17 protein-coding genes are annotated in these 20,317 nt (G+C 73.8%); 11 read left to right on the forward strand and 6 right to left on the reverse strand.

The features are described 5' to 3' along the window. Positions 1-62 precede the first annotated feature (62 nt). On the reverse strand, positions 63-1,259 hold the full coding sequence (locus tag DLJ53_RS32015) for a glycosyltransferase family protein (RefSeq protein ID WP_111352397.1): 1,197 nt from the start codon (positions 1,257-1,259) through the stop codon (positions 63-65). A 580-nt stretch (positions 1,260-1,839) separates the two neighbouring features. Here DLJ53_RS32015 and DLJ53_RS32020 point away from each other — a divergent pair. Beyond that, a complete protein-coding gene (locus DLJ53_RS32020; RefSeq protein ID WP_111352398.1) occupies positions 1,840-2,280 on the forward strand; it encodes a DUF4262 domain-containing protein in 441 nt (146 codons plus the stop codon). Here DLJ53_RS32020 and DLJ53_RS32025 read toward each other — a convergent pair. From DLJ53_RS32025 to clcA, 3 genes are all read right to left on the reverse strand, one after another. Then, positions 2,220-4,790 carry an HWE histidine kinase domain-containing protein gene (locus DLJ53_RS32025; protein WP_111352399.1) on the reverse strand — a complete coding sequence of 857 codons (2,571 nt, stop codon included), beginning with the start codon at positions 4,788-4,790 and terminating at the stop codon, positions 2,220-2,222. The two genes, DLJ53_RS32020 and DLJ53_RS32025, sit on opposite strands and share 61 nt — an antisense overlap. Then, positions 4,787-5,443: a biliverdin-producing heme oxygenase gene (locus DLJ53_RS32030; RefSeq protein ID WP_111352400.1), complete on the reverse strand. Its 657-nt coding sequence runs from the start codon at positions 5,441-5,443 to the stop codon at positions 4,787-4,789. The genes DLJ53_RS32025 and DLJ53_RS32030 overlap by 4 nt, the downstream gene beginning before the upstream one ends. Before the next feature lie 224 nt (positions 5,444-5,667). Further along, positions 5,668-7,071, reverse strand: coding sequence for a H(+)/Cl(-) exchange transporter ClcA (gene clcA / locus DLJ53_RS32035; RefSeq protein WP_244935210.1), 1,404 nt, complete (start codon positions 7,069-7,071; stop codon positions 5,668-5,670). Positions 7,072-7,513: 442 nt separating this feature from the next. On the opposite strand from clcA, the gene DLJ53_RS32040 reads away from it, so the two are divergent. From DLJ53_RS32040 to DLJ53_RS32085, 10 genes are all read left to right on the forward strand, one after another. Beyond that, the gene (locus tag DLJ53_RS32040; RefSeq protein WP_111352401.1) at positions 7,514-7,780 is read left to right on the forward strand and encodes a spike base protein, RCAP_Rcc01079 family; all 267 of its coding nucleotides are present in this window, start codon (positions 7,514-7,516) and stop codon (positions 7,778-7,780) included. 682 nt (positions 7,781-8,462) lie between these two features. Further along, positions 8,463-8,708, forward strand: a complete 246-nt coding sequence (locus tag DLJ53_RS32045) for a WGR domain-containing protein (protein ID WP_319005154.1) — start codon at positions 8,463-8,465, stop codon at positions 8,706-8,708. 448 nt (positions 8,709-9,156) lie between these two features. Further along, a complete protein-coding gene (locus DLJ53_RS32050) occupies positions 9,157-10,353 on the forward strand; it encodes an MFS transporter (protein WP_111352402.1) in 1,197 nt (398 codons plus the stop codon). 137 nt (positions 10,354-10,490) lie between these two features. Further along, a complete protein-coding gene (gene repA / locus DLJ53_RS32055; RefSeq protein ID WP_111352453.1) occupies positions 10,491-11,735 on the forward strand; it encodes a plasmid partitioning protein RepA in 1,245 nt (414 codons plus the stop codon). Between the two features lie 172 nt (positions 11,736-11,907). Further along, positions 11,908-12,912, forward strand: a complete 1,005-nt coding sequence (repB, locus tag DLJ53_RS32060) for a plasmid partitioning protein RepB (protein WP_111352403.1) — start codon at positions 11,908-11,910, stop codon at positions 12,910-12,912. 239 nt (positions 12,913-13,151) lie between these two features. Further along, positions 13,152-13,940, forward strand: coding sequence for an HpcH/HpaI aldolase family protein (locus DLJ53_RS32065; RefSeq protein ID WP_202913471.1), 789 nt, complete (start codon positions 13,152-13,154; stop codon positions 13,938-13,940). Between the two features lie 2 nt (positions 13,941-13,942). Then, the gene (locus DLJ53_RS32070) at positions 13,943-14,641 is read left to right on the forward strand and encodes an acylneuraminate cytidylyltransferase family protein (RefSeq protein ID WP_111352404.1); all 699 of its coding nucleotides are present in this window, start codon (positions 13,943-13,945) and stop codon (positions 14,639-14,641) included. Further along, positions 14,641-15,573 carry a phosphoglycerate dehydrogenase gene (locus DLJ53_RS32075; protein ID WP_111352405.1) on the forward strand — a complete coding sequence of 311 codons (933 nt, stop codon included), beginning with the start codon at positions 14,641-14,643 and terminating at the stop codon, positions 15,571-15,573. The genes DLJ53_RS32070 and DLJ53_RS32075 overlap by 1 nt, the downstream gene beginning before the upstream one ends. Next, positions 15,573-16,256, forward strand: a complete 684-nt coding sequence (locus DLJ53_RS32080) for an HAD family hydrolase (RefSeq protein ID WP_146620163.1) — start codon at positions 15,573-15,575, stop codon at positions 16,254-16,256. Before DLJ53_RS32075 ends, DLJ53_RS32080 begins: the two co-directional genes overlap by 1 nt. Continuing rightward, positions 16,253-17,239, forward strand: a complete 987-nt coding sequence (locus tag DLJ53_RS32085) for an NAD-dependent epimerase/dehydratase family protein (protein WP_111352407.1) — start codon at positions 16,253-16,255, stop codon at positions 17,237-17,239. Before DLJ53_RS32080 ends, DLJ53_RS32085 begins: the two co-directional genes overlap by 4 nt. Before the next feature lie 308 nt (positions 17,240-17,547). On the opposite strand, the gene DLJ53_RS32090 is transcribed toward DLJ53_RS32085, so the two are convergent. Both DLJ53_RS32090 and DLJ53_RS32095 read right to left on the reverse strand, forming a co-directional pair. Next, on the reverse strand, positions 17,548-18,486 hold the full coding sequence (locus DLJ53_RS32090) for a glycosyltransferase (protein ID WP_111352408.1): 939 nt from the start codon (positions 18,484-18,486) through the stop codon (positions 17,548-17,550). Next, on the reverse strand, positions 18,483-20,147 hold the full coding sequence (locus DLJ53_RS32095) for a glycosyltransferase (RefSeq protein WP_111352409.1): 1,665 nt from the start codon (positions 20,145-20,147) through the stop codon (positions 18,483-18,485). Before DLJ53_RS32095 ends, DLJ53_RS32090 begins: the two co-directional genes overlap by 4 nt. Positions 20,148-20,317 lie beyond the last annotated feature (170 nt).

Here is a 20,317-nt window from a genome sequence, read left to right on the forward strand (position 1 = left end):
GCGTCCCGACGGTCCTTCTGCTGCGCCCACGGCCGCCAGATCGTCACAGTCGCCCGGCGAGGTCAACGGCCGAGCTCCGCGATGTCCTCGGCGGGGGCGAGGCCGATGCGCGCGAAGGCGGCGGCGAGGCCCGCGGCGATGCGGCGGCGGCCGGCGTCGAAGAGGCCGGCGTCGAAGCGCACGCGCTCCAGCATGGCCTCGACGCGCCCGGCCGCGACCACCTCGGCGAGGGTGAGGGTGGGGAGCGCCATCGTCTCGACGAGCTCGGCGGTGCGCGCATCGTGCGTCACCACGACGCCCGGGACCGCGGCCGCGAGGGCGGCCATGCTGCCGTGGAGGCGCGTGCCGAAGACCGCGTCGAACGGCTTCACCGCCTCGATCCAGCGCGCCGCGTCGGTGAAGAGGCGCCCGCGCCGGCGCATGACGGCGACGAAGTCGTCGAGGCCCATCTCCGGCGCCAGGATCCGGCGCATCGAGAGGACCGCCGACAGGGGCACCTCGGCGAAGGTGCCCCTCGCCATGGCGGCGGCCGCCGTCCCGCCCGACTGCTGGACGTAGAGGCCGTTGCCGCGCACCGTCCCGGCGAAGAGGACGCGCTCGGCGGCGAGCTTCTCGTCCTGGTCCTGGATCTCGAAGGGCGCGGCGGCGGCGAGGGCGATGCGGGCGGCGCCGCCCTTCTCGCGCGCCTTGCCGAGGCGCCAGGCGACGGCCCGGCCGAGGTCCGGCCGCGGGTTGAGGAAGAGGGAGGGGCAGCCGAGCGGCTCGGTGCCGGTGAGCCCGAGCGCCTCGCAGACCCGCTGCGAGAAGGTCCCGCGCACCGAGACGAACACCGCCTTCTCGGCGAGGACGGCGGCGAGGCGGGAGACGGACGGGTCGCGCGTCAGCGCCGCGACGGTGGCCGCCTCGCCGTCGGCGGACGGGGCCTGGCTGCCGAGGCCGAGGACGACGAGCGGGCAGTCGGTCCGGGCGAGGCCGTTGGCGAGCCCCGTCCAGTCGGTGCCGAGGCGCAGGTGGTTGGCGGCGGGGAAGACGAGCGCCCTGGCGTCCGCGAGGACGGCCTCCGCCTCGGGCCCGGAGAGGGTGGTGAGGTGGCGCGCCTCGTGCGCGAAGAGGCGCGGCGCGGCGTGCTGGAACATCAGGTTGCCGGCGTTGGCGCCGAGCCGGGCGAGCAGCGCCTCGGTGGAGAGCGTGCCGGCATCGGCGACGGCGCCGGGCGAGCCGAGGAAGGCGAGGTGCCCGCCGTCCCTGACGCGCCTCATCGGCGTTCCCGCCGGCGGGCCCGGGTCTCCGGCGGGCGACGCCCTATACCCGGCGTCCGCCGCGAGCGGCCCGCAGGAGCGGTGACGAGGGTGCCGTGCATGGCGTTCTCCGGTCGGTCCGGGGCGTGGGCCCGGAGGAATTCCCCGGATCCTTCGGGACCCTCCGGGATCCTTCTGGATTCCGGGCGAGAGGGCTGTAGCGGGAGGGAAAGCATCTTCACAAGCCCGAAGCGGGCGCCGGGGGGCCGGCCCCCCGACGAAAGCCCAACCTGTGGTTTCAGGGCCTCAGGTCCCCCTGGCCCCCTGCCTTCCTGCAGCCCCGGTTCCTAGAGCCCCGTTCCCAGAGCCCCGTGGCGCCGGGTCCGGACAGCCGGTCCCGCGGTCCGGACAGGACCCTGGCCCCCGCCGCGCGCCTCCCGCCGGCGTCGTCGGCCCCGGCGTCGTCGCCCTGGTGCCGTCGGCCGCGGTGCCGTCCATCGCCGGACCGTTGCCGTCGCTTCCGGCTTCAGCGTCTTCCGCGGGTGCCTCGGACAGGACGATGCTAGGAGGTTCGAGCCGAGGCCTCGCGGAGGACGCTGTCATGGGCGACCGGCTTGAGGACGACATCGAAACGGACGTCTCCCGCTTCGGGCGGCATGCGCGGTTCGTCGTCGGAGACCAGGCGTTCCCGTCCTTCACGTATTCGATCGGCTTTGGTTTCGATCGTGGCTGGCCGGAGGTGGTCGCCGTCGGGGCGGAGGCGGACCTCGCTCACGCGAAGCCGTGCGGCATCGGGGAGGATGCGCGGCGACCGGCGCCGGGGATGGATCACGACGGCATCCCGGACGGCTTTCGGTGCCGCTTTCCCGCCGTCACCGCTCCGGACGCGCCCATGCGGTCCACGGGGCGTGTCGCACCATGTTTCGCGTCATGTTTCGCACCGTGGGCCGCGGCGCCCTCGCGGGGAGCCGGGAGGGCGCCTCAGCCGGCCTGCCGGCTCACCGCCGCGGCCAGGGCCTCGACGATGTCGGCCGCGGAGTAGGGCTTCTTGATGGACATCGTGCCGGGCACGGCCTCGTCCGGCAGGTCGAGCGTCTCGCCGTAGCCGGTGACGAAGACGTAGGGCACGCCCTTGGCGTTGAGCGGCTCGATGAGGGGGAAGCTCGTCTCGTTGCCGAGGTTCACGTCGAGCATGGCGACGTCGAGCCGTTCCTCGACGACGATGCGCATGGCGTCGGCGAGGCTCATCGCGGTGAAGACGTTGCCGAGGCCGTGCTCCAGGAGCATCTGCTCGGCGTCGAGGGCCATGATCATGTTGTCCTCGACGAGCAGCGCGGTCAGGCCGGCGAGGGCGCCCGGCGAGGCGGGTGCGGCGGCCTGGGCCGGCGCCGGGGCCGCGTTGGGGCTGCCCATGGAGATGACCTTCGCCGGCAGCACGAAGCGCGCCTCGAGGCCCTTGAGGCGCCAGTTGAGGGTCGCCTCGCCGCCCAGCTCGTGCGGGATCGAGCGCTCGATGATGGTGGAGCCGAAGCCGCGGCGGGTGGGCGCCTGGACCGCCGGGCCGCCGCTCTCGCGCCAGTCGATGGTGCAGGCGGCGTTGTCGTCGAGGCTCCAGTCGACGCTGACGATGCCGGTGGAGTCCGACAGCGCGCCGTACTTGGCCGAGTTGGTCACCATCTCGTGCATCACGAGGGCGAGGGTCGAGAAGGCCTCGGCGTTGACGAGGACCGGGGGTCCTGAGAGCTCGAAGCGGCCGGCCTTCTCGCCGACATAGGCCTCCGCCTCGGTGCGCACGAGGCCCTCGAGGCTCTGCGCGGCGAAGGAGGAATCGGTGATCTGGTCGTGGGCGCGGGCGAGCGCCTGGATGCGGCCGCCGATGATCGAGGCGAAGTCGTTCACCGAGGTGGCGCTGCCGCGGCTCTGCAGCACCACGGCGCGGATGACGGCGAGGATGTTGCGGACCCGGTGGTTGAGCTCGGCGATCAGCAGCTCCTGGCGCTGCGAGGCGACCTCGCGCAGGCGCTCGTTCTCCTCGTTGAAGCGCAGCAGCACCTCCAGGATGGCGACGCGCAGCGCCTCGGCGGACTTGCGCTCCGAGGCGCTCCAGGGGGCGGACTTGCCGCGCACGGTCTCCTGCCAGGCCTCGAAGCTCTTGCGCGGCGACAGGCGCGGGCCGTTGGGGCCGTAGCTCGCCTCCTTGCGGGTCGGGTCGCCCGCCCAGGTGACCGTCTCCACCAGCTCGCGGCGGAAGAAGATCAGGTAGTCGCGCGGCGTGCGCGAGATCGGGATGGCGATGAGGCCGGCGGCGCGGTCGGCGAAGTCGGCGGCCTTGGGATAGGCGGCGGAGATCTCGTCGGTGACGTAGACGCGGCTCGCCGCGGCGCGGTTGAGGAAGCGCGCGAGGCCCGGCATGTCGTCGGGGAAGGGGCAGGTGCCGACGGTGCGCACGCGGCCCTCCGACCAGACCGCGAAGCCGTCGGAGGGGATCATCTCGCGGAAGTCGGCGGCGAAGTTGATGAGCTCGTCCGGCGAGGGCGAGGTGGAGACGAGGCGGCCGACGACCTTGTCGTGGAGGTTGCGGGCGGCCTCCTCCACCAGGCGCATCTGCTTGGCGAGGCGCCCCTCGATGACGAGGGCGACGATCTGGCCGAACAGCTCGAGGGTGGAGCGCAGCTCCATGGAGAGGCGGCGCGGCCCGTAGTGGTGCAGCGCGAAGAGGCCCCACAGCTCCCCGCCGATGACGATGGAGATCGAGAACGAGGCGCCGACGCCCATGTTGGTGAGGTACTCGACGTGGATCGGCGAGACCGCGCGCGTCACCGACAGCGAGAGGTCGAGGACGGTGCCGTCCGGGTCGACGCCGGGGACGACGGGGACCGTCTCGGCGCCGACGTCGGCGATGATGCGGGTGCGGTTGCGCACGTAGAGACGGCGCGCCTGGGCGGGGATGTCGGTCGCCGGATAGTTGAGGCCGAGGAAGGGCTCGATGCCGCGGCGGGCGGCCTCGGCGATGACGCTGCCGGAGCCGTCGGGGGCGAAGCGGTAGAGCATGACCCGGTCGAAGCCGGTGACGGCGCGGAGCTGGCGCACGGCCTCGACGTGGAGCGCCTCGAGGGTGGTGCAGCGCTCGATGCGGCCGATCATGGTCTTGACGAGGATGCCGGAGCCGGTCGCGGACGGCATGCACGGCTCGGCCTCCAGCACGATGGAGTGGTGGCCGGAGACGTGGATCGCGAGGTCGAAGCGGCGGCCGTTGCCGAAGAGGTCGATGCCGAAGATGCGCTCCGAGCCCTCGCCGGGCGAGAGGCCCTGGAGGCGGTCGCGGATGTCGTGGACGCTCGGCGAGGGCAGCAGCTCGGACAGCGGGATGCCGAGGCAGTCGTCGGGGCTGCGGCCGGCGATCTCGGCGATGTTGGCCGAGACGTGCTGGACCATCCAGTCCATGGACACGGCGATGAGGTAGCCGAAGGCCTGGATCCGCCCGAGGAGGTGGATCGGCTCCCGGTCGCAGTTCGACAGGTCGACGGAGAAGGCTTGGGGGTCGTCCGTCATGCCTCGCCTTGGGTCGTCAGGGCGCTGGCCCTTTCAAATAGTTTAAAAGCTGCTTGAGCAGCAACGATGGTCTGCGCGACATCAGCCGGGTCGATGTGCGCGCACAAGGCGTCGAATGCGCCGAAAACAGGCCCTGAGCTGGCCGCTGCTGCCGTCAAATACACCGTGGAAGGCAAGCCTTTACTCTGTCGCGCCCACCCTTTGAGGATCATGCGCGCACCAAGCCTGGAACCGTCCAGCACATAGAGAACACCTGCCGCCTCGGAAAGACCCTGTGGCAGCGCGGTCACGAGATCGGCGAGCCCGTCGCGGGGCAGCGGGGCGAGGTCCAGGGCGGCAAGGTCGGCGGCGAGGGCGGCCGTGAGGGGCTGGCGCGGGGGCACCGCGCCGGCCGGGGCCGCCGCCCGCCCCGCGGGATCCCGCGCCGGGCCGACGACCGGCGCGAGCCAGGCCTCGAGGAGGGCGTGGCAGGCGTGGTTCATGCGCAGGAAGGCGTGGTAGGCGCGCGTGTCGCCGGGATCGGCGAGGGTCTCGAAGCGGCGGTCGAGGGTCTCGTGCGCCGCCGCCGTCGCGCCGCGCAGGCGCCAGCGGAGGTCCGCGGGGTCGACGCGGCTGGCACTGTCGGCGAGAGGCGGCTGGGCAGACTGAAGCATAAAGACCTGTGAGACGGCCGCGACCCCGGACAGGCCCCGGGTCCGTGGACGGAGGGATTTGCCTATTTGCGATCCTTAGCCGATTTCGCGGCGTCTGCGCGTGCCTTCCACGTCGCACCCGGCCCGGCGCGGCGCATATCAGGTCTCCCCGGATCCGCGCCCTCCCCCGGCCGGGACGCGGCGGGACCGCGGCCGGGATGCGGGCGGGACGCGGCCATCGGCGCCTACCTCTGGTCCCAGCCGCCGATCTGGCGGCGCTCGGACGCCGGCGGGACCGGCGGCGCCTCGCCGGCGAGGCGCAGCGTGCGCTCCAGGAGGACCTCGTAGATCGGCCGCCCGCCCAGCCGGTCGGCGACGAGATTGGCGAACAGGCAGGTGACGATCGCCGGCACGAAGGCGTTGTAGTCGCCGGTCAGCTCGGCGATGAGGACGACGCCGACGAGGGGGGCGCGGACCGTCGCCGAGAAGAGCCCGCCCATCGCCGCGACCGCCAGCGCCGGCAGCGCGCCGGACGGCAGCGCCCCCGCCGGCAGCAGGTACGGCAGCGCCGCGTCGAGGACGAGGCCGTAGAGGAGGCCGATCGCCGTCGCCAGCGCCAGGATCGGCGCGAAGATGCCGCCCGGCACGCCGGTCGCGTAGCTCGCCATCGTCATGATGAAGCGGATGAAGACCGCGAGCGCCATCATCGCGAGCGGGAGGTTCTCGCTCATCAGCGAGACGGCGAGCTGCTCGCCGCCCATGGTGGCGAAGGGCAGCACGATGAGGAGGATGCCGACGACGAAGCCGACGACGGCCGGGATGATGTAGAACGAGGTGCGCCGGCCGAAGGCGAGGGCCCGGTCCATCGACCACACCAGCGAGCGGTTGAAGCCGACGCCGACGATGCCGAGGACGATGCCGAGCCCGACGAAGGCGGGCAGCGCGGCGAGCGGCAGCTCGGGGACGGAGACGAACATGAAGGGTCTGCGCCCGGTCAGCTCCTCGGTGACGATGCCGCTGGTCACGGAGGCGAGCATCACGGCGGTGTAGGTCCTGAGGCAGTAGGGGAACTGGCGGCGCGTCTCCTCGATGACGAAGAGGATGGAGGCGAGCGGGGCGCTGAAGGCGGCGGCGAGGCCGGCGGCGGCGCCGGCGGCGAGGAGGCCGCGGGTCTCGCGCACGGGCAGGCCCAGCGTTTCGGACGCGGCCTGGGCGACCGAGGCGCCCATGTGGATGGTGGGTCCCTCGCGCCCGACGACGAGGCCGGAGCCGAGCGCCAGGAGGCCGCCGCAGAACTTCACCGGCAGGACGCGCCGCCAGCGGACCTCGCGCCGGCCCTCCATCGCCCCTTCGATCTCCTGGACGCCCGACCCGCCGGCTTCCGGCGCGAAGGTGCGGGTGATCCAGACCGACAGCACGACGGCGAGGGCGGCCGCGCCGCCGGCGATCAGGATGGCCTGCGGGACGCTGACGTCGACGAGGTCGTCGATGACGCGGTGCAGGGCCTTGGGCCAGTGCAGCAGCGTGTCGACCCCGAGGTGGAGGAGCGTGCCGATGACGCCGGTGACGGCGCCGACGAGGATGGCGACGATGTAGTAGGCGGTGTCGCCGATCTGGCGGGGGCCTGCTGCGTCCGGGGAAGGGGTCACCGCGATCTCATTGCTCTGGGGTCCCCTCGCTCCCGGGTTCCCTCGTCCATGGTTCCCCGTCCGTCGGGTCTTTCGTCCGCGGGCTCCTCGTCGGCGGGCCTCTCGCCGACGGGGACACGGGACGGGGCGCCGCGCCGGGGAGCGGGGGTTGCGACCTTCCCTCGTCGCTACACCGGGCCCGGCGGTTTCGGCAACGGCCTCAAGCGGATCGGCGGCCGGCGCAGCCGGGGACCGGGCCGGCCGCTCGGGGGTCGGGCCGGCGCCAGGGCGACCCGGGGCGACCCGGGGCACCCGGCGGCGGGCCGCGCGGGGCGGCCCCGCCCCGGTGCTCCGGTGCGCCGCGTGGCGAAGTTGTCCCCGGCCGGCGGGGCGGCTGTAGAACTTGGCGGGTGAACCCGAGGGGGCGGCCCCTCGAGACCGACCCGCTCAAGGAGGCGCGCCGATGGCCGACAATCCGTTCCAGACGTATTCGCAGAGCGTCACCGCCCCGGCGGTCGATGCCTTTCCGATCACCCCGAACGACACCACGGACCTGACCCAGGCGGTGCGGGCGATCTACGTGGGCAACGGGGGCGACGTGAACCTCATCACCGCGAGCGGCTCGACGGTGACCTTCCCGGCGGTGGGCGGCAGCATGGTGCTTCCGGTGGCGACGACGCGCGTGCGCGCGACCGGCACGACGGCCAGCGGGATCGTCGGCCTGGTCTGACCCGGGTCCGGCCCGTGTCCGGCCGGCGGGACCGACTGGCGGGCCGGACTGGCCGGCCTGACGGCAGGGCCTGACTGGCGGCTCCGCCCCGTTCGCGGCGGCGGGCACCCGGGAGGCGGTGGCCGGGACCGCCTCGCGGTTTCACGGCTTCCCCGCCCCCGCTCCCCTCCGAGTTGCCGGCGTCCGCAAGGTCTTCACCCCGGCGACGCGCTCCCCTTCCCCTTCCCCTGCCCCTCTTCTTCGGCACCCCTTGCGCGGCGCTCACGCAATCCGGGGCGGGAGCCTGATCGTCGGAGCCGCCGTCGCGCCCCCTGAAAGGCAGTGTCCGGGACCCGGTGCAAGGGGCCGGAGGCCGGCGAAGCCGCTTGCCCTTGCGCCGGGTCCCGGACGCTGCCAGGGGGCAAGCGCGACGGCGGTTCCGGCGGTCAGGCGGGACCTGATCGCTGGTGGGTCCCGAGCCCGCCGGAGGCTCCGGCGGTTCCGAGGAGGGTCGGCGGAACGTGCGCCCCCGCCCCTCGTGCCGTCGTCGCCCTCCTTCCCCCGGGCTTTCGCGGCGTCGGCCGGCGCCTGCCGAATTGCCCGTGGACGACGCCTTCCCGCGCCTCAACCTTTGCGGGGCGAGGGGCTATTCTGGCCGGCCTCGGCTCGCGTCGCTGCGATGATGGAGTAAGTGTTGGCAATCGTGCAGCTCGACCTGTTTCCGACCGACGTGAGGCTGCGCTGCATCGACCCGACGCACAACAAGCGGCGGTTCTACAGCCTGTCGATCCAGCCGACGCTGTTCGGGGAGTGGGCGCTGGTGCGCGAGTGGGGCCGGCTGGGGTCGGCGGGGCGCGTGCGGACCGACCGCTACGCCTCGGCGGGTCAGGCGATCGACGCGCTGTGCGCGCTCACGCGTGCCAAGCAGCGCCGCGGCTACAGCGCGTAGATTCCGCTCATCCCGCCTCTTATCCCCGCGCCATCGACGCTGCGGGGCCGCCGCGGCGGGTTGTCAGCTGACAACCCGGGGGTCGGGAGCGGCGGGGAGCGGTCGGGCGCGGCTCACGCGGATGTGCCTTTCGCCTCGATTGACCCTCCGGCGGTGACATGCGGAGATCGCCGCTTCCGACCCTTGCCGCCGGCGCCCGTCGCGCATCCCGAGGGCGCAGCGCAGGCACGGACATCCGCATGACGCTCCCTCGGCATGACGCCCCCTCGCACGATGCCTCCTTGCACGATGCCTCCTTGCACGATGCCAAGCCGCCCCGCCGCTCCGCTTTCCCGATGCACGCCGTCGATGCCCGTCCCGTCCCCCTGCCCCGTCTCATGCCCCGCCCCGGTCCCTTTCAGGGCCGCCCGGCCCATGTCGGCCGGCCCTGCCGGCGGCGCCGTCCGTCATGACCGGTAAGCTCGCGTCCGTCGCCGTCCTCGTGCTGGCCGAGGTGCTGGCGATCACCCTGTGGTTCTCGGCGACGTCCGCCGCGGCGAGCCTCATCGAGGCGGGGGCGATCTCGCGCCAGCAGGCGGGGCTCCTCACCGGCGCGGTGCAGCTCGGCTTCGTCGCCGGCACGCTGGTGAGCGCCTGGTACGGGCTCGCCGACCGGCTCGACCCGCGGCGGCTGTTCGCGGCGGCGGCGGCGATCGGCGCGACGGCGAACCTCCTCGTCCTCGTCGCCGGGTTCGACACCGCGGCGACGGTGGGGCTGCGCTTTGTCACCGGGGCGATGATGGCGGGGGTCTACCCGGTCGGGATGAAGATCGCGGCGGGGTGGGCGGACCGCGGCGTGGGGCTTCTCATCGGCATCCTGGTGGGCGCCCTCACCTTCGGCTCGGCGCTGCCGCACCTCATCGCCGCGGTGTCGGGGCTCGACTGGCGCGTCACCATCGTCGTGTCGTCGGCCGCGGCCTACCTGGCGGCGGGGATGATCCTGACGATCGGGCTCGGCCCGCGCCATACCGTGAGCCCGCGCTTCATTCCGGGCGAGGCGTGGACGGCGCTGCGGCGGCCGGCCCTCCTGCTCGCCAACGCGGGCTATCTCGGCCACATGTTCGAGCTCTACGCGATGTGGGCGTGGATCGGCGTCTTCCTCGGCTGGGGGCTCATGGAGAGCGGGCGCGCGGCGCCGTCGGCGAGCCTCCTCACCTTCGTCGTCATCGCCTCGGGCGGGGCCGGCTCGATCGTGGCGGGCGTCCTCGCCGACCGCTTCGGCCGGACCGCGGTGACGATGGCGGCGATGGCGGTCTCGGGGACGTGCGCGGCGCTCATCGGCTTCGTGCCGCCCCTGGGGCCGGCGGTGCTGATCACGGTCGCGGTGATCTGGGGGGTCACCATCGTCGCGGACTCGGCGCAGTTCTCGGCGGCGATCGCCGAGCTCGCCGAGCCGCGCCTGATCGGCACGATGCTCACGCTGCAGACCTCGCTCGGCTTCCTGCTGACCTTCGGGACCATCCAGGCGATGCCCCTGCTCATCGAGGCGCTCACCTGGCGCTACGCGTTCGCGGTGCTGGCGATCGGCCCGGCGCTCGGGGTGCTCGCCATGTGGCGGCTGCGCGCCCAGCCCGACAGCGTGAAGATCGCCGGCGGGCGGCGCTGAGGCGGGGCCCGGCGCCGCCGTTAACGCCGCCTTAGCCCTCACGCGCGATAGCTTGTGTCACGCCGTCGGGGAGCGATGGCGTGTTTTTGTGTGAACGGGAGGCGCGGCCCGGGATGACGCACACCGGCGTGACACACATGAGTCCGGTCCAGGCGGGTCCGGCACAGGTGAGCGGAACGGGGAGCGTCGGCTACGACACGATCGCCGGCGACGCCGCCACCCTGAGCGCGCAGATCGCGCGGCTGAGGGCGCAGATCTTCGAGCCGGAGATGGTCAAGACGCTGCGCCCGTTCACCAGCGCCGAGGCGGCCCGGCTGCTCGGCGTGACGGATTCGTACCTGCGCCACCTGGCGCGGGCGGGCGAGGGGCCGGAGCCGGCGCGCCAGTCCGGCAACCGCCACGCCTACAGCCTCGCCCAGATCCACGAGCTGCGCGCCCACCTCGCCCGGAAGGGCGGGGCGAAGGCGCGGGTGATCCTGCCGAACCGGCCGCCGCACGAGGGGGCGCAGGTCGTCGCCGTCGCCAACTTCAAGGGCGGTTCGGGCAAGACCACGACGACGGTCCACCTCGCCCAGCACCTCGCGATGCGCGGCTTCCGGGTGCTCGCCGTCGACCTCGACCCGCAGGCCTCGCTGTCGAGCCTCTTCGGCTACCAGCCGGAGGCGGACGTCTCGTCGGGCGAGACGCTCTACGGGGCGATCCGCTACGACGAGCCGCGGCCGGTCGAGGAGGTCATCCGCACCACCTATTTCCCCAACCTCGACCTGGTGCCGGGGAACCTCGAGCTCCACGAGTTCGAGCACGAGACGCCGCGGGCGCTGATGGAGCGCGGCACGCGGCAGGCGCCGTTCTACAGCCGCGTGGCGACGGCGCTGGCCGCGGTGTCGGCGCGCTACGACGTGATCCTGATCGACTGCCCGCCGCAGCTCGGCTTCCTCACGCTGGGCGCGCTGTGCGCGGCGTCCGGGGTGCTGGTGACGGTGCACCCGCAGATGCTGGACATCGCCTCGATGAGCCAGTTCCTCAACATGACGGCCGACCTCATGGACGTGGTGCGCCGGGCGGGCGCCAACGTCGAGCTCGACTTCTTCCGCTACGTGCTGACGCGCTACGAGCCGAAGGACGGGCCGCAGGCGCAGGTGGCCGGGTTCCTGCGCTCGCTGTTCGGCGAGCGGGTGCTGACGAACGCCATGGTGAAGTCGACCGCGCTCGCCGACGCCGGGCTCTCCAAGCAGACGCTCTACGAGGTGGGCCGCGAGGGCATGACGCGCTCGACCTACGACCGGGCGCTGGAAAGCCTCGACGCGGTCAACGGCGAGATCGAGGCGCTGATCCGCGGCGTCTGGGACCGGCGCTCGGTGCCGGCGCAGGCGGCCGAATGATGCCGGCCCGGGGGATGCCGGACCCGGCGACATCGGACCCGGCGACATCCGATCCGGTGGCGCCGGGCCGGACGGCGGCCGGCGGGCGAGGGGGCCGGTGCCGGCCGGACACGCCGGCGGACGGCGCCGGCGCGGCGGAGCCGACGTTGACAGCTGACAACGGGAGAGGGCGATGACCAAGCGGCGACTGGCCATGGAACGGCTTCTCTCGGTCGAGGCGGCGCCGGGCGGCGAGGCGGCGCCCCCCCGGCCGGCGGCGCCGGTGCGCTCCGGCGCGGTGCGCACCATGGGCCTCGCGCTCGACAGGATCACCGACCCGGCCGAGGCGCGCGAGAGCGTCGTCGAGCTCGACACCGGCCTCGTCGACCCGTCCTTCGTGCGCGACCGTCTCGACGAGGCCGAGCCGGAGGGCACCGTGGAGGACCCGGCCGAGATCGACCCGACCGGCCTCACCGCGCTCGCCCAGAGCATCGCCGAGGGCGGCCAGGCGGTCCCCATCCTGGTGCGCCCGCACCCCGGGACGCCGGGGCGCTACCAGATCGCCTACGGGCACCGCCGCTGGCGCGCGTGCCAGATGCTGCGCCGTCCGGTGCGGGCGATCGTGCGGCCCCTCGACGACGAGGCCCTGGTGCTCGCCCAGGGGCGCGAGAACAACGCCCGGCGCGACCTCACCTTCATCGAGCGGGCGCACTTCGCGGCGGCGCTCGTGGCGCGCGGCATGGCGCGGCCGACGGTCGGCAAGGCGCTCGGCGTCGACAAGTCCGAGCTCGCCCGGCTGCTCGCCGTCGCGAACGGCCTGCCGGAGGGGCTGGCGCCGCGGATCGGCCGCGCGCCCAAGGCCGGCCGGCCGCGCTGGCTGCGCCTGGTGACGCTCTGCCGGGAGGAGGGGGCCGAGGCGGCGCTCACCGCCGTGGCGGCGGCGGCGCATCTGCCGACCGACGAGCGCTTCAAGACCGTCTTCGACGCCCTCGCGATGCGCGCCGCGGCCGCCCGGGCGGCCCGTGCCGCCGCGACGACGGCGCCGCGGCCGGTGCAGGAGGCCTCGCCGATGACCGTCTCGCGCGGGCCCGGCCGCACGGTGATCACCATCGACACCCGGACCGCGCCGGCGTTCGCGGCCTTCGTGGAGGAGCGCCTGGAGGCGCTCTACCGCGAGTTCCGCGCCGGCGAAGGCTGAGCCCGGCGAACGGAACGACCCGAGGACGGGGCGGCCAGAGAACGGCGCGGCCAGAGAACCGGGGGGACCGGACGGCGCCGGGCGCTCCGCCCCGCAGCGGCGGGACCACGGCCACGGGGTGAGGCGCGCCGGTCCGCCGCGCCCGCCCGCGTCCCGGACTTGACGCCCCTCGCCGAACGCGGTCCAAACCGGCTAGCTGCGTGCCGTCCGGCGCACCCCGCGCGAACCCAAGGTGAGACGTGTCCGACCGATCCCTCAAGCAACGCCTCGCCGCCAAGGAGCTGCTGTTCGGCTCCTGGAACCAGCTCGGCTATCCGCAGACCACCGAGATCCAGGCCCGCGCCGCGTTCGACTTCTGCGCCATCGACATGGAGCACACCTCGATCGCGACGAACGAGCTGCTCACCTCGATCCAGATCAGCCAGCTCGCCGGCAAGCCCGTCCTGGTGCGCGTCTCGGGCCACGACCCGCTCTACGCCAAGCGCGCGCTCGACGCCGGCGCGAACGGCATCATCTGCCCCATGGTGGAGACGGTCGAGCAGGCCGAGCGCGCCCGCGACAGCGTCTACTACGCCCCCCGCGGCAGCCGCGGCGTCGGCCTCGCCCGGGCCCAGGGCTTCGGCCTCGACTTCGACACCTACCGCGACCGGAGCGACGACGAGCTCGTCCTGATCGTCCAGATCGAGCACTGGCGCGGCGCCGAGAACCTCGAGAAGATCCTCGACGTCGACGGCGTCGACGGCTTCCTGGTGGGGCCCTACGACCTCTCCGCCTCGTTCGGGAAGCCCGGCCGGTTCGACGACCCCGAGGTCGCCGCCGCGCTCTCGCGCATCGCCTCCATCGTCAGGGAGCACGACAAGCCCTCCGGGCTCCACGTCGTCCATCCCGACCGCGAGGGGCTCCGCAAGCGCGTCGAGGAGGGCTACCGCTTCATCGCCTACGGCACCGACATGCTGCTCTTCGCCAGGGCCGTCGCCGAGACCGCCGACCACTTCACCGGGCTGCGCGCCGAGAACCCGTCCGCCTGAGCATGCCCCCCGTCATCGCCATCGTGCCCATGAAGGGCCACTCGGCCCGCGTGCCGAAGAAGAACCTCCGCCCCATGTGCGGCCGCCCGCTCTACCACTGGATCACCCGCACGCTGCAGGCGGCGAGGGGTGTCGACCGGGTGGTGATCGAGACCGACGCGGACGAGATCGAGGCGGACGTGCGCGCGAGCTTCCCGGACATCGAGGTGCTGCGCCGGCCGGCGCACCTGCACGGCGACGACGTCCCGATGAACGCCGTCCTCGACAACGCCATGGCCGGGCTCGAGAGCCGGCTCGAGGCGGGGGCGGTCTTCCTGCAGTCCCACTCCACCAACCCGCTCCTCAAGGTGTCGACGGTGGAGAAGGCGCTCGGCGACTACCTGGCGGACGGCGACCACGACAGCCTGTTCGCGGTGACGCGCTGGCAGACGCGCTTCTTCTGGGCCGACGGGCGGCCGGTGAACCACAACCCGGACGAGCTGCTGCCGACCCAGGACCTGCCGCCGCTCTACGAGGAGAACTCCAACCTCTACATCTTCACCCGGGCGAGCTTCGACAAGCGCCACCACCGCATCGGCACCGCCCCGAAGATGTACGAGATGGAGTACATCGAGGCCGTCGACATCGACGAGATCCAGCACTTCGACCTCGCCGAGGCGCTGCTCGAGCGGGCGATCGCCCGCGGCGAGGTGAGCGCCTGATGGGCACCGTCCTGACCACCACATCCTCGTTCCGGGAACGCGACAACGCGGCGACGCAGCGCCTCGCCGCGGCCGGGCATACGATCCTCTTCAGCCCGCTCGGCCGGCGCCTCACCGAGGACGACGCCGTCGCCCTCTTCGCCGAGCACGACCCCGTCGGCGTCGTCGCCGGGGTCGAGCCGCTCACCGACCGCGCCATGGCCGCAGCCCCCTCGCTGAAGGCGATCGCGCGCTGCGGCACCGGGCTCGATTCGGTCGACCTCGAGGCGGCGAGGGCGCGCGGCATCGCCGTCTCCAACACGCCGGGCGCGCCGGCGCTCGCGGTCGCCGAGCTCGCCGTCGGGCACATCCTCGCCTCGCTCCGGCGCATCGCCGAGGCCGACCGGCTGATCCGCGCCGGCCGGTGGACCGCGCTCTCGGGCGGCCTCCTCGGCGCGCGCACGGTCGGCATCGTCGGCTTCGGGCGCATCGGCCAGCGCGTCGCCGAGCTGCTGGCGCCGTTCGGCGCCCGCCTCCTCGCCGCCGACCCCTTCGCCGAGGCCAAGGCCGCGGCGGGCCGGGGAGTCGAGCTCGTCGCCCTCGAGAGGCTGCTCGCCGAGTCCGACGTCCTCACCCTCCACGCCGCCCCCGGCAGCGTGCGGCTCGGCGCCGAGGCGCTCGCCGCCGTCAAGCCGGGCGCGATCCTCGTCAACACCGCCCGCGGCGACCTCGTCGACGAGGCGGCGCTCGTCGCCGCGCTGCAGGACGGGCGCCTCGCCGGCGCCGCGCTCGACGTCTTCGCCGAGGAGCCCTACACCGGCCCGCTCACCGCCCTCGCCGGCGTGACGATGACCGCGCACATGGGCTCCTACGCGGCCGAGAGCCGCTCGCTGCAGGAGCGCGAGGCGCTCGACAACCTCGTCGCCGACCTCGCCCGGCTGGGGCTGCTGTGATGGCGTTGTCAGCTGACAACCCGGCCGGACCCGCCCCCGTGCGGGCGGTCGTCTTCGACTTCGACGGGGTCATCGTCGACAGCGTCGGCGTGAAGACCGAGGCCTTCGTGGCGCTCTACGCCCCGCACGGCGAGGCCGTCGCCGAGGCGGTGCGCGCCTATCACCTCGCCCACGGCGGCATGCCCCGCGCCGACAAGCTGCGCCACTGGCAGAGCACCCTGGTGGACGGCCCCGCCGACGACGCCACCATCGCCGCCCTCGGCGCCCGCTTCGGCCTGATGGTCCGGGAGAAGGTCATCGCCTGCGGCGAGATCGCCGGCGCCGGGGCCGCGCTCGCCGCGCTCGCCGCGCGCCTGCCGCTCCACGTCGCCTCCGCGACGCCCGAGACGGAGCTCGTCGGGATCATCGCCGCGCGGGGCCTGACGGGCCGCTTCCGGAGCATCCACGGCATCCCCACCACCAAGGCCGAGGCGCTCCGGATGCGCGTCGCCGAGGGTCTCGCCCCGGACGAGATCCTGATGATCGGCGACGCCACCGCCGACCACGCCGCGGCCGCCGCCGTCGGCACCCGCTTCCTCGGCGTGGTTCCCGAAGGGGCGAAGAGCCCCTTCCCGGACGGCACCGACACGGTCCCCGACCTCACCGGCCTCGCCGAACGGGTCCTCGGCGCGAGGACCGCATGAGCGGGCCCGGCACCGGCAGAGACGGCACGGGCGGGGGCGGGACGGCGCCACCCGGGACGAGGAAGGCCGTCGTCACCGGCGGGTCCGGCTTCCTCGGCAGCCACGTCGCCGACGCCTTCACCGCGGCCGGCTACGCCGTCACCGTCTACGACCTGCGTCCCTCGCCCCACCTCGGCCCCGGCCAGACGATGGTGACGGGCGACCTCGGCGACGTCGACGCCCTGGCGGCCGCCTTCGCCGGCGCCGAGGTCGTCGCCCACTTCGCCGGCATCGCCGACATCGCGGCCGCGAACGTCGACCCGATCCGGACCGCCAACGTCAACCTCGTCGGCACCGTCAACACGCTGGAGGCGGCCGTCCGGGCGGGCGTGAAGCGCTACCTCTTCGCCTCCACCGTCTACGTCTATTCCGACATGGGCGGCTTCTACCGGGCCAGCAAGCAGGCCTGCGAGGCGTTCGTGGAGACCTACTCGCAGGAGCGCGGCCTTCCCTTCACGGTGCTGCGCTACGGCACCCTCTACGGGCGCCGCTCGGGCGGCACCAACCGCATCCACACCATGGTGAACTCCGCCATCCGCGAGAAGGCGATCTCCTATCCCGGCTCCGGCGAGGCGCTGCGCGACGTCATCCACGCCCGCGACGCGGCCACCCTCACCGTGCGCACCCTGGCGCCGGACTATGCCAACACGCACCTCCTCATCACCGGCCAGGAGCGGCTGCGCGTGAAGGACATCGCCCGGATGATCGCCGAGATCGTCCCCGGCCCCATTGCCCTGGAGTTCCAGGAGGGCGAGCCGGAGGGGCACTACATGCTGACCCCCTATTCCTTCTCGCCGCGCCTCTCCAGGAAGCTGGTGCCGACCGAGTACATCGACATCGGCCAGGGCATCTACGACTGCGTCCAGGAGGCCTGGGAGGCCGCCCACCCGCAGGAGCCCGTCTACCTCCCCGGCTCGGGCAGGGACCGCGACCCGACGTCCTAGCCGCGACCTCCGGGACCCTCGCGCCGGGTCCGGGACGCCGGAGCCTCCGGCGGGCTCGGGTCCCACCAGCGATCAAGTCCCGCCTGACCGCCGGAACCGCCGTCGCGCTTGCCCCCTGGCAGCGTCCGGGACCCGGCGCAAGGGCAAGCGGCTTCGCCGGCCTCCGGCCCCTTGCACCGGCTCCCGGACACTGCCTTTCAGGGGGCGCGACGGCGGCTCCGGCGATCAGGCTCCCGCCCCGGATTGCGTGGGCGCCGCGCGAGGGGTGCCCGCGCCATCCGATGGCGGCGGGTGAGCGGCTCCGGGCGTCAGGCCTGGCGGCGGCGGTGAAGCGCCTTCTGGATCGCGTTGCCGAGGTGGGCGGAGGGGTCGCTCCCGGCCCAGCGGGCGCCGTCGTCCGTCAGCACCGAGACCAGGCGCTGCCGGTCCTGCAGCCACGTCCGCCGGCCGATCTCGGCCCGCATCCGTGCCCCGCGCGACAGGCGCTCCACCGTCTCCCGGTCGAGCGCCGGGAGATCGGTCGGCCGCCGCGGATCGGTGAGGATGCCGCTCGACAGGTGTCCGATCGTCTCGCTCGCCGGCGCCGCGTCCGGGGCGACGACGATCTGGCCGCGCCCCATGGCGAGGCGCGTCGCGTGGTCGATCCCCGCCGACAGCCCCCGCGCCCGGGAGGCGAAGACGAAGAGCGCGCGCTCCTCGACGCCGTCGGCGCCGGCCTCCGCCGTATCGCCGACGGCGGCGAGGTGCTCGATGCCGAGGTGGCGGCACTGCTGCGCCACGCTGCCCCGGCTCGGCACGCCCGTGTCATGCGGCCCCTCCACGAAGACCGCGGACCAGGCGGCGGGGGCGAAGTCGTGCACCGGCGGCGCCGCCGCGGGCTCGGGCCAGTAGTCGAAATAGGCCGAGCGGCACTCGTGCGCCTGCAGCGTCTCGTGCTGCCGACGCGAGAAGGTGACGAACCGCGCCGCGCCGGTGAAGGCCTGCCAGTAGGCCCCGTCCCGCGGGGTCTGCGACGGCACGATCACCGCGCGCTCCAGCCCGAAGGCCAGCAGCCGCGCCGCGACCGCCTCGGTGCGCCAGAAGAGGCAGAGGCCGAACGGCTCGGCGAGGCCGAGCGAGAGGGCGTCGGCCTCCGGCGAGGCCGGGTCGGCGGCCACCCGCGTGACCTCGCCCAGCCCGGACAGGACCTCGGCGAGGACGTTGACGTCCGCGTCCTCGCCGCGCGGCTCGACACACAGGATCTTCATGGCGCGTCCTCCGGCTCGGGGGCGGGGCCGGAGGGGGGGGCGGGGCCAGAGGTGGGGGTGGGGGTGCCGGCGGGGGCGATCACCACCATCCGCTCCAGCGCCAGGCCCAGGGTGCGCGGGTCCTCGGGCGGCTGCGCCACGGCCGAGACGGCGAGGACCAGCTCGTTGACCTCTCCCGTGCGCCAGGCGTCCGCGACCGGGACCCTCACCTCGCCCCGGCCCTCCAGCGTCCGGCTCGCGAGGACGGTGCCGTTGAGCTCGACGGTCATCGTCTGCGGCTCGGCGAGGAAGGGGTTGCTGCGCACCACGAGGAGGAGCGCCTCGGCCGCCTCCTCGGCGCGGAAGGCGATCTCGGCGCGCTCGGCGAGCGACCACACGTGGGTGTCCTCGAGGCCGGCCCAGCCGTGCGCCAGGAGCTTCGCGCTCGCCTTGCTGCGCGTCGTGAAGGCGGTCTCGCCGGGGCCGAGCAGCGGCAGCCCGGTGCGCCTGACCATCTCGAAGCGGAAGCGCCGCAGCGCGATCGACACGTAGCGCCCGTCCCCCGCCCCGTCCGGGGCGCCGCCGTCATGCTCCGCCAGCACGTGGCCATGGCGCGGCAGGCAGTCGACGACGCTGCCCGGCTCCAGCGGCCGCGACAGCGCGATCGGCACCGAGAAGGCGCCGGCCGGCAGGCCCTGCCGGCCGATCGTCCTGCCCTCGTGGACGACCTCGATCTCCTGGCCGGGGAGCGGGTTGTGGCCCTCCAGGACGAGGGTGTGCGCGCGCGCCCCCGCCGGCGTCGCGAGGCGGAAGCCCTCGCCCGCGCACCAGGCGAGGCGCGGCCCGGCGGCCTCCGCCCCGGTCGCGGCGGCGTCCGCCTCGCGCGCGAAGACGCCCGACACGATCGCCCCGTTCATCGGGCTCGTCGGCGGGAACGGCGGCGGGCCGTCGGGGAAGACCTCGCCCGGGTAGAAGAAGGTGTCGATCGCGTCCGGGTTCTCCGAGTGGCGCCGGTAGAGGGCGCAGAACTCCATCCGGCAGCGCACGTGCCGGCGGATCGACAGGCCGCCGCCGGCGTAGATCGAGACGGTCTCGTCGATGTACTGCGTCGTCGCCCCGCGGTCGAAGGCCCGGAGCAGGAAGGCGTGGTCGGCGCAGATCTCGAAGGCGGTGTCGTAGCCGCGCGCCTTGAGGAGGGAGGCCCTGGTGAAGGTCGCCTGGTGCGCCGGCAGCCGGGAGAGCCAGGTCTTGGTGATCGCGCCCTTGCGCAGCGTCTCGCGCAGGGCGCCGTAGTCGGCGGCGCGCGTCAGCGTGGTGCGCCCGGCGTCGGCGTAGAGGTGGTCGCCGTAGAGGATGTCCGGATCGCCCTCGCGCCGGGCCCAGATCGCGGACAGCGTCTCCCTCGCGTAGAACCGGTCGCCCGCGTTCATGAAGAGGACGTATTCGTTCGAGGCCATCCGCGCCGCTTCGTTCATGGCGTAGAAGACGCCGGCGTCGAAGCTGGTGGCGATCTTGTCGACCTCGCCCCGGTAGCGGGCGACGACCTCGCTCGTGCGGTCCCAGCTGGTGCCGTCGACGAGGATGGTCTCGACGTCTGGAAAATCTTGCTGAAGAACGCTTTCGAGTGTCGCCGGCAGAACGTCCGCCGCGTTGAACGCGACGGTGATGATGGTGAAACTCATGGCCCCCCTCGCTCAGCGTCCGCCCCGCCGGACGGGCGCACGGGCCGGGATCGACCCATGGTCTTCACGATCGCGTTCCGCTCTCCGATAGGGCCTCGGCGGCCCGAGCGCCAGTCACGATCCGGACGGGGCGCGGCGGGCCGCGTGCCGGCATCCGTGCGGCGCTCCGA

Source organism: Acuticoccus sediminis (genome assembly GCF_003258595.1).
GTDB classification, from domain to species: Bacteria; Pseudomonadota; Alphaproteobacteria; order Rhizobiales; family Amorphaceae; genus Acuticoccus; species Acuticoccus sediminis.

What these genes read in the sequence shown, in the direction of transcription:
- DLJ53_RS32015 (WP_111352397.1), bottom strand. Translation starts at nt 1,259, where the DNA reads ATGAGGCGCGTCAGGGACGGCGGGCACCTCGCCTTCCTCGGCTCGCCC.
- DLJ53_RS32020 (WP_111352398.1), top strand. Translation starts at nt 1,840, where the DNA reads ATGGGCGACCGGCTTGAGGACGACATCGAAACGGACGTCTCCCGCTTC.
- DLJ53_RS32025 (WP_111352399.1), bottom strand. Translation starts at nt 4,790, where the DNA reads ATGACGGACGACCCCCAAGCCTTCTCCGTCGACCTGTCGAACTGCGAC.
- DLJ53_RS32030 (WP_111352400.1), bottom strand. Translation starts at nt 5,443, where the DNA reads ATGCTTCAGTCTGCCCAGCCGCCTCTCGCCGACAGTGCCAGCCGCGTC.
- DLJ53_RS32040 (WP_111352401.1), top strand. Translation starts at nt 7,514, where the DNA reads ATGGCCGACAATCCGTTCCAGACGTATTCGCAGAGCGTCACCGCCCCG.
- DLJ53_RS32050 (WP_111352402.1), top strand. Translation starts at nt 9,157, where the DNA reads ATGACCGGTAAGCTCGCGTCCGTCGCCGTCCTCGTGCTGGCCGAGGTG.
- repA (WP_111352453.1), top strand. Translation starts at nt 10,491, where the DNA reads ATGAGTCCGGTCCAGGCGGGTCCGGCACAGGTGAGCGGAACGGGGAGC.
- repB (WP_111352403.1), top strand. Translation starts at nt 11,908, where the DNA reads ATGACCAAGCGGCGACTGGCCATGGAACGGCTTCTCTCGGTCGAGGCG.
- DLJ53_RS32070 (WP_111352404.1), top strand. Translation starts at nt 13,943, where the DNA reads ATGCCCCCCGTCATCGCCATCGTGCCCATGAAGGGCCACTCGGCCCGC.
- DLJ53_RS32075 (WP_111352405.1), top strand. Translation starts at nt 14,641, where the DNA reads ATGGGCACCGTCCTGACCACCACATCCTCGTTCCGGGAACGCGACAAC.
- DLJ53_RS32080 (WP_146620163.1), top strand. Translation starts at nt 15,573, where the DNA reads ATGGCGTTGTCAGCTGACAACCCGGCCGGACCCGCCCCCGTGCGGGCG.
- DLJ53_RS32085 (WP_111352407.1), top strand. Translation starts at nt 16,253, where the DNA reads ATGAGCGGGCCCGGCACCGGCAGAGACGGCACGGGCGGGGGCGGGACG.
- DLJ53_RS32090 (WP_111352408.1), bottom strand. Translation starts at nt 18,486, where the DNA reads ATGAAGATCCTGTGTGTCGAGCCGCGCGGCGAGGACGCGGACGTCAAC.
- DLJ53_RS32095 (WP_111352409.1), bottom strand. Translation starts at nt 20,147, where the DNA reads ATGAGTTTCACCATCATCACCGTCGCGTTCAACGCGGCGGACGTTCTG.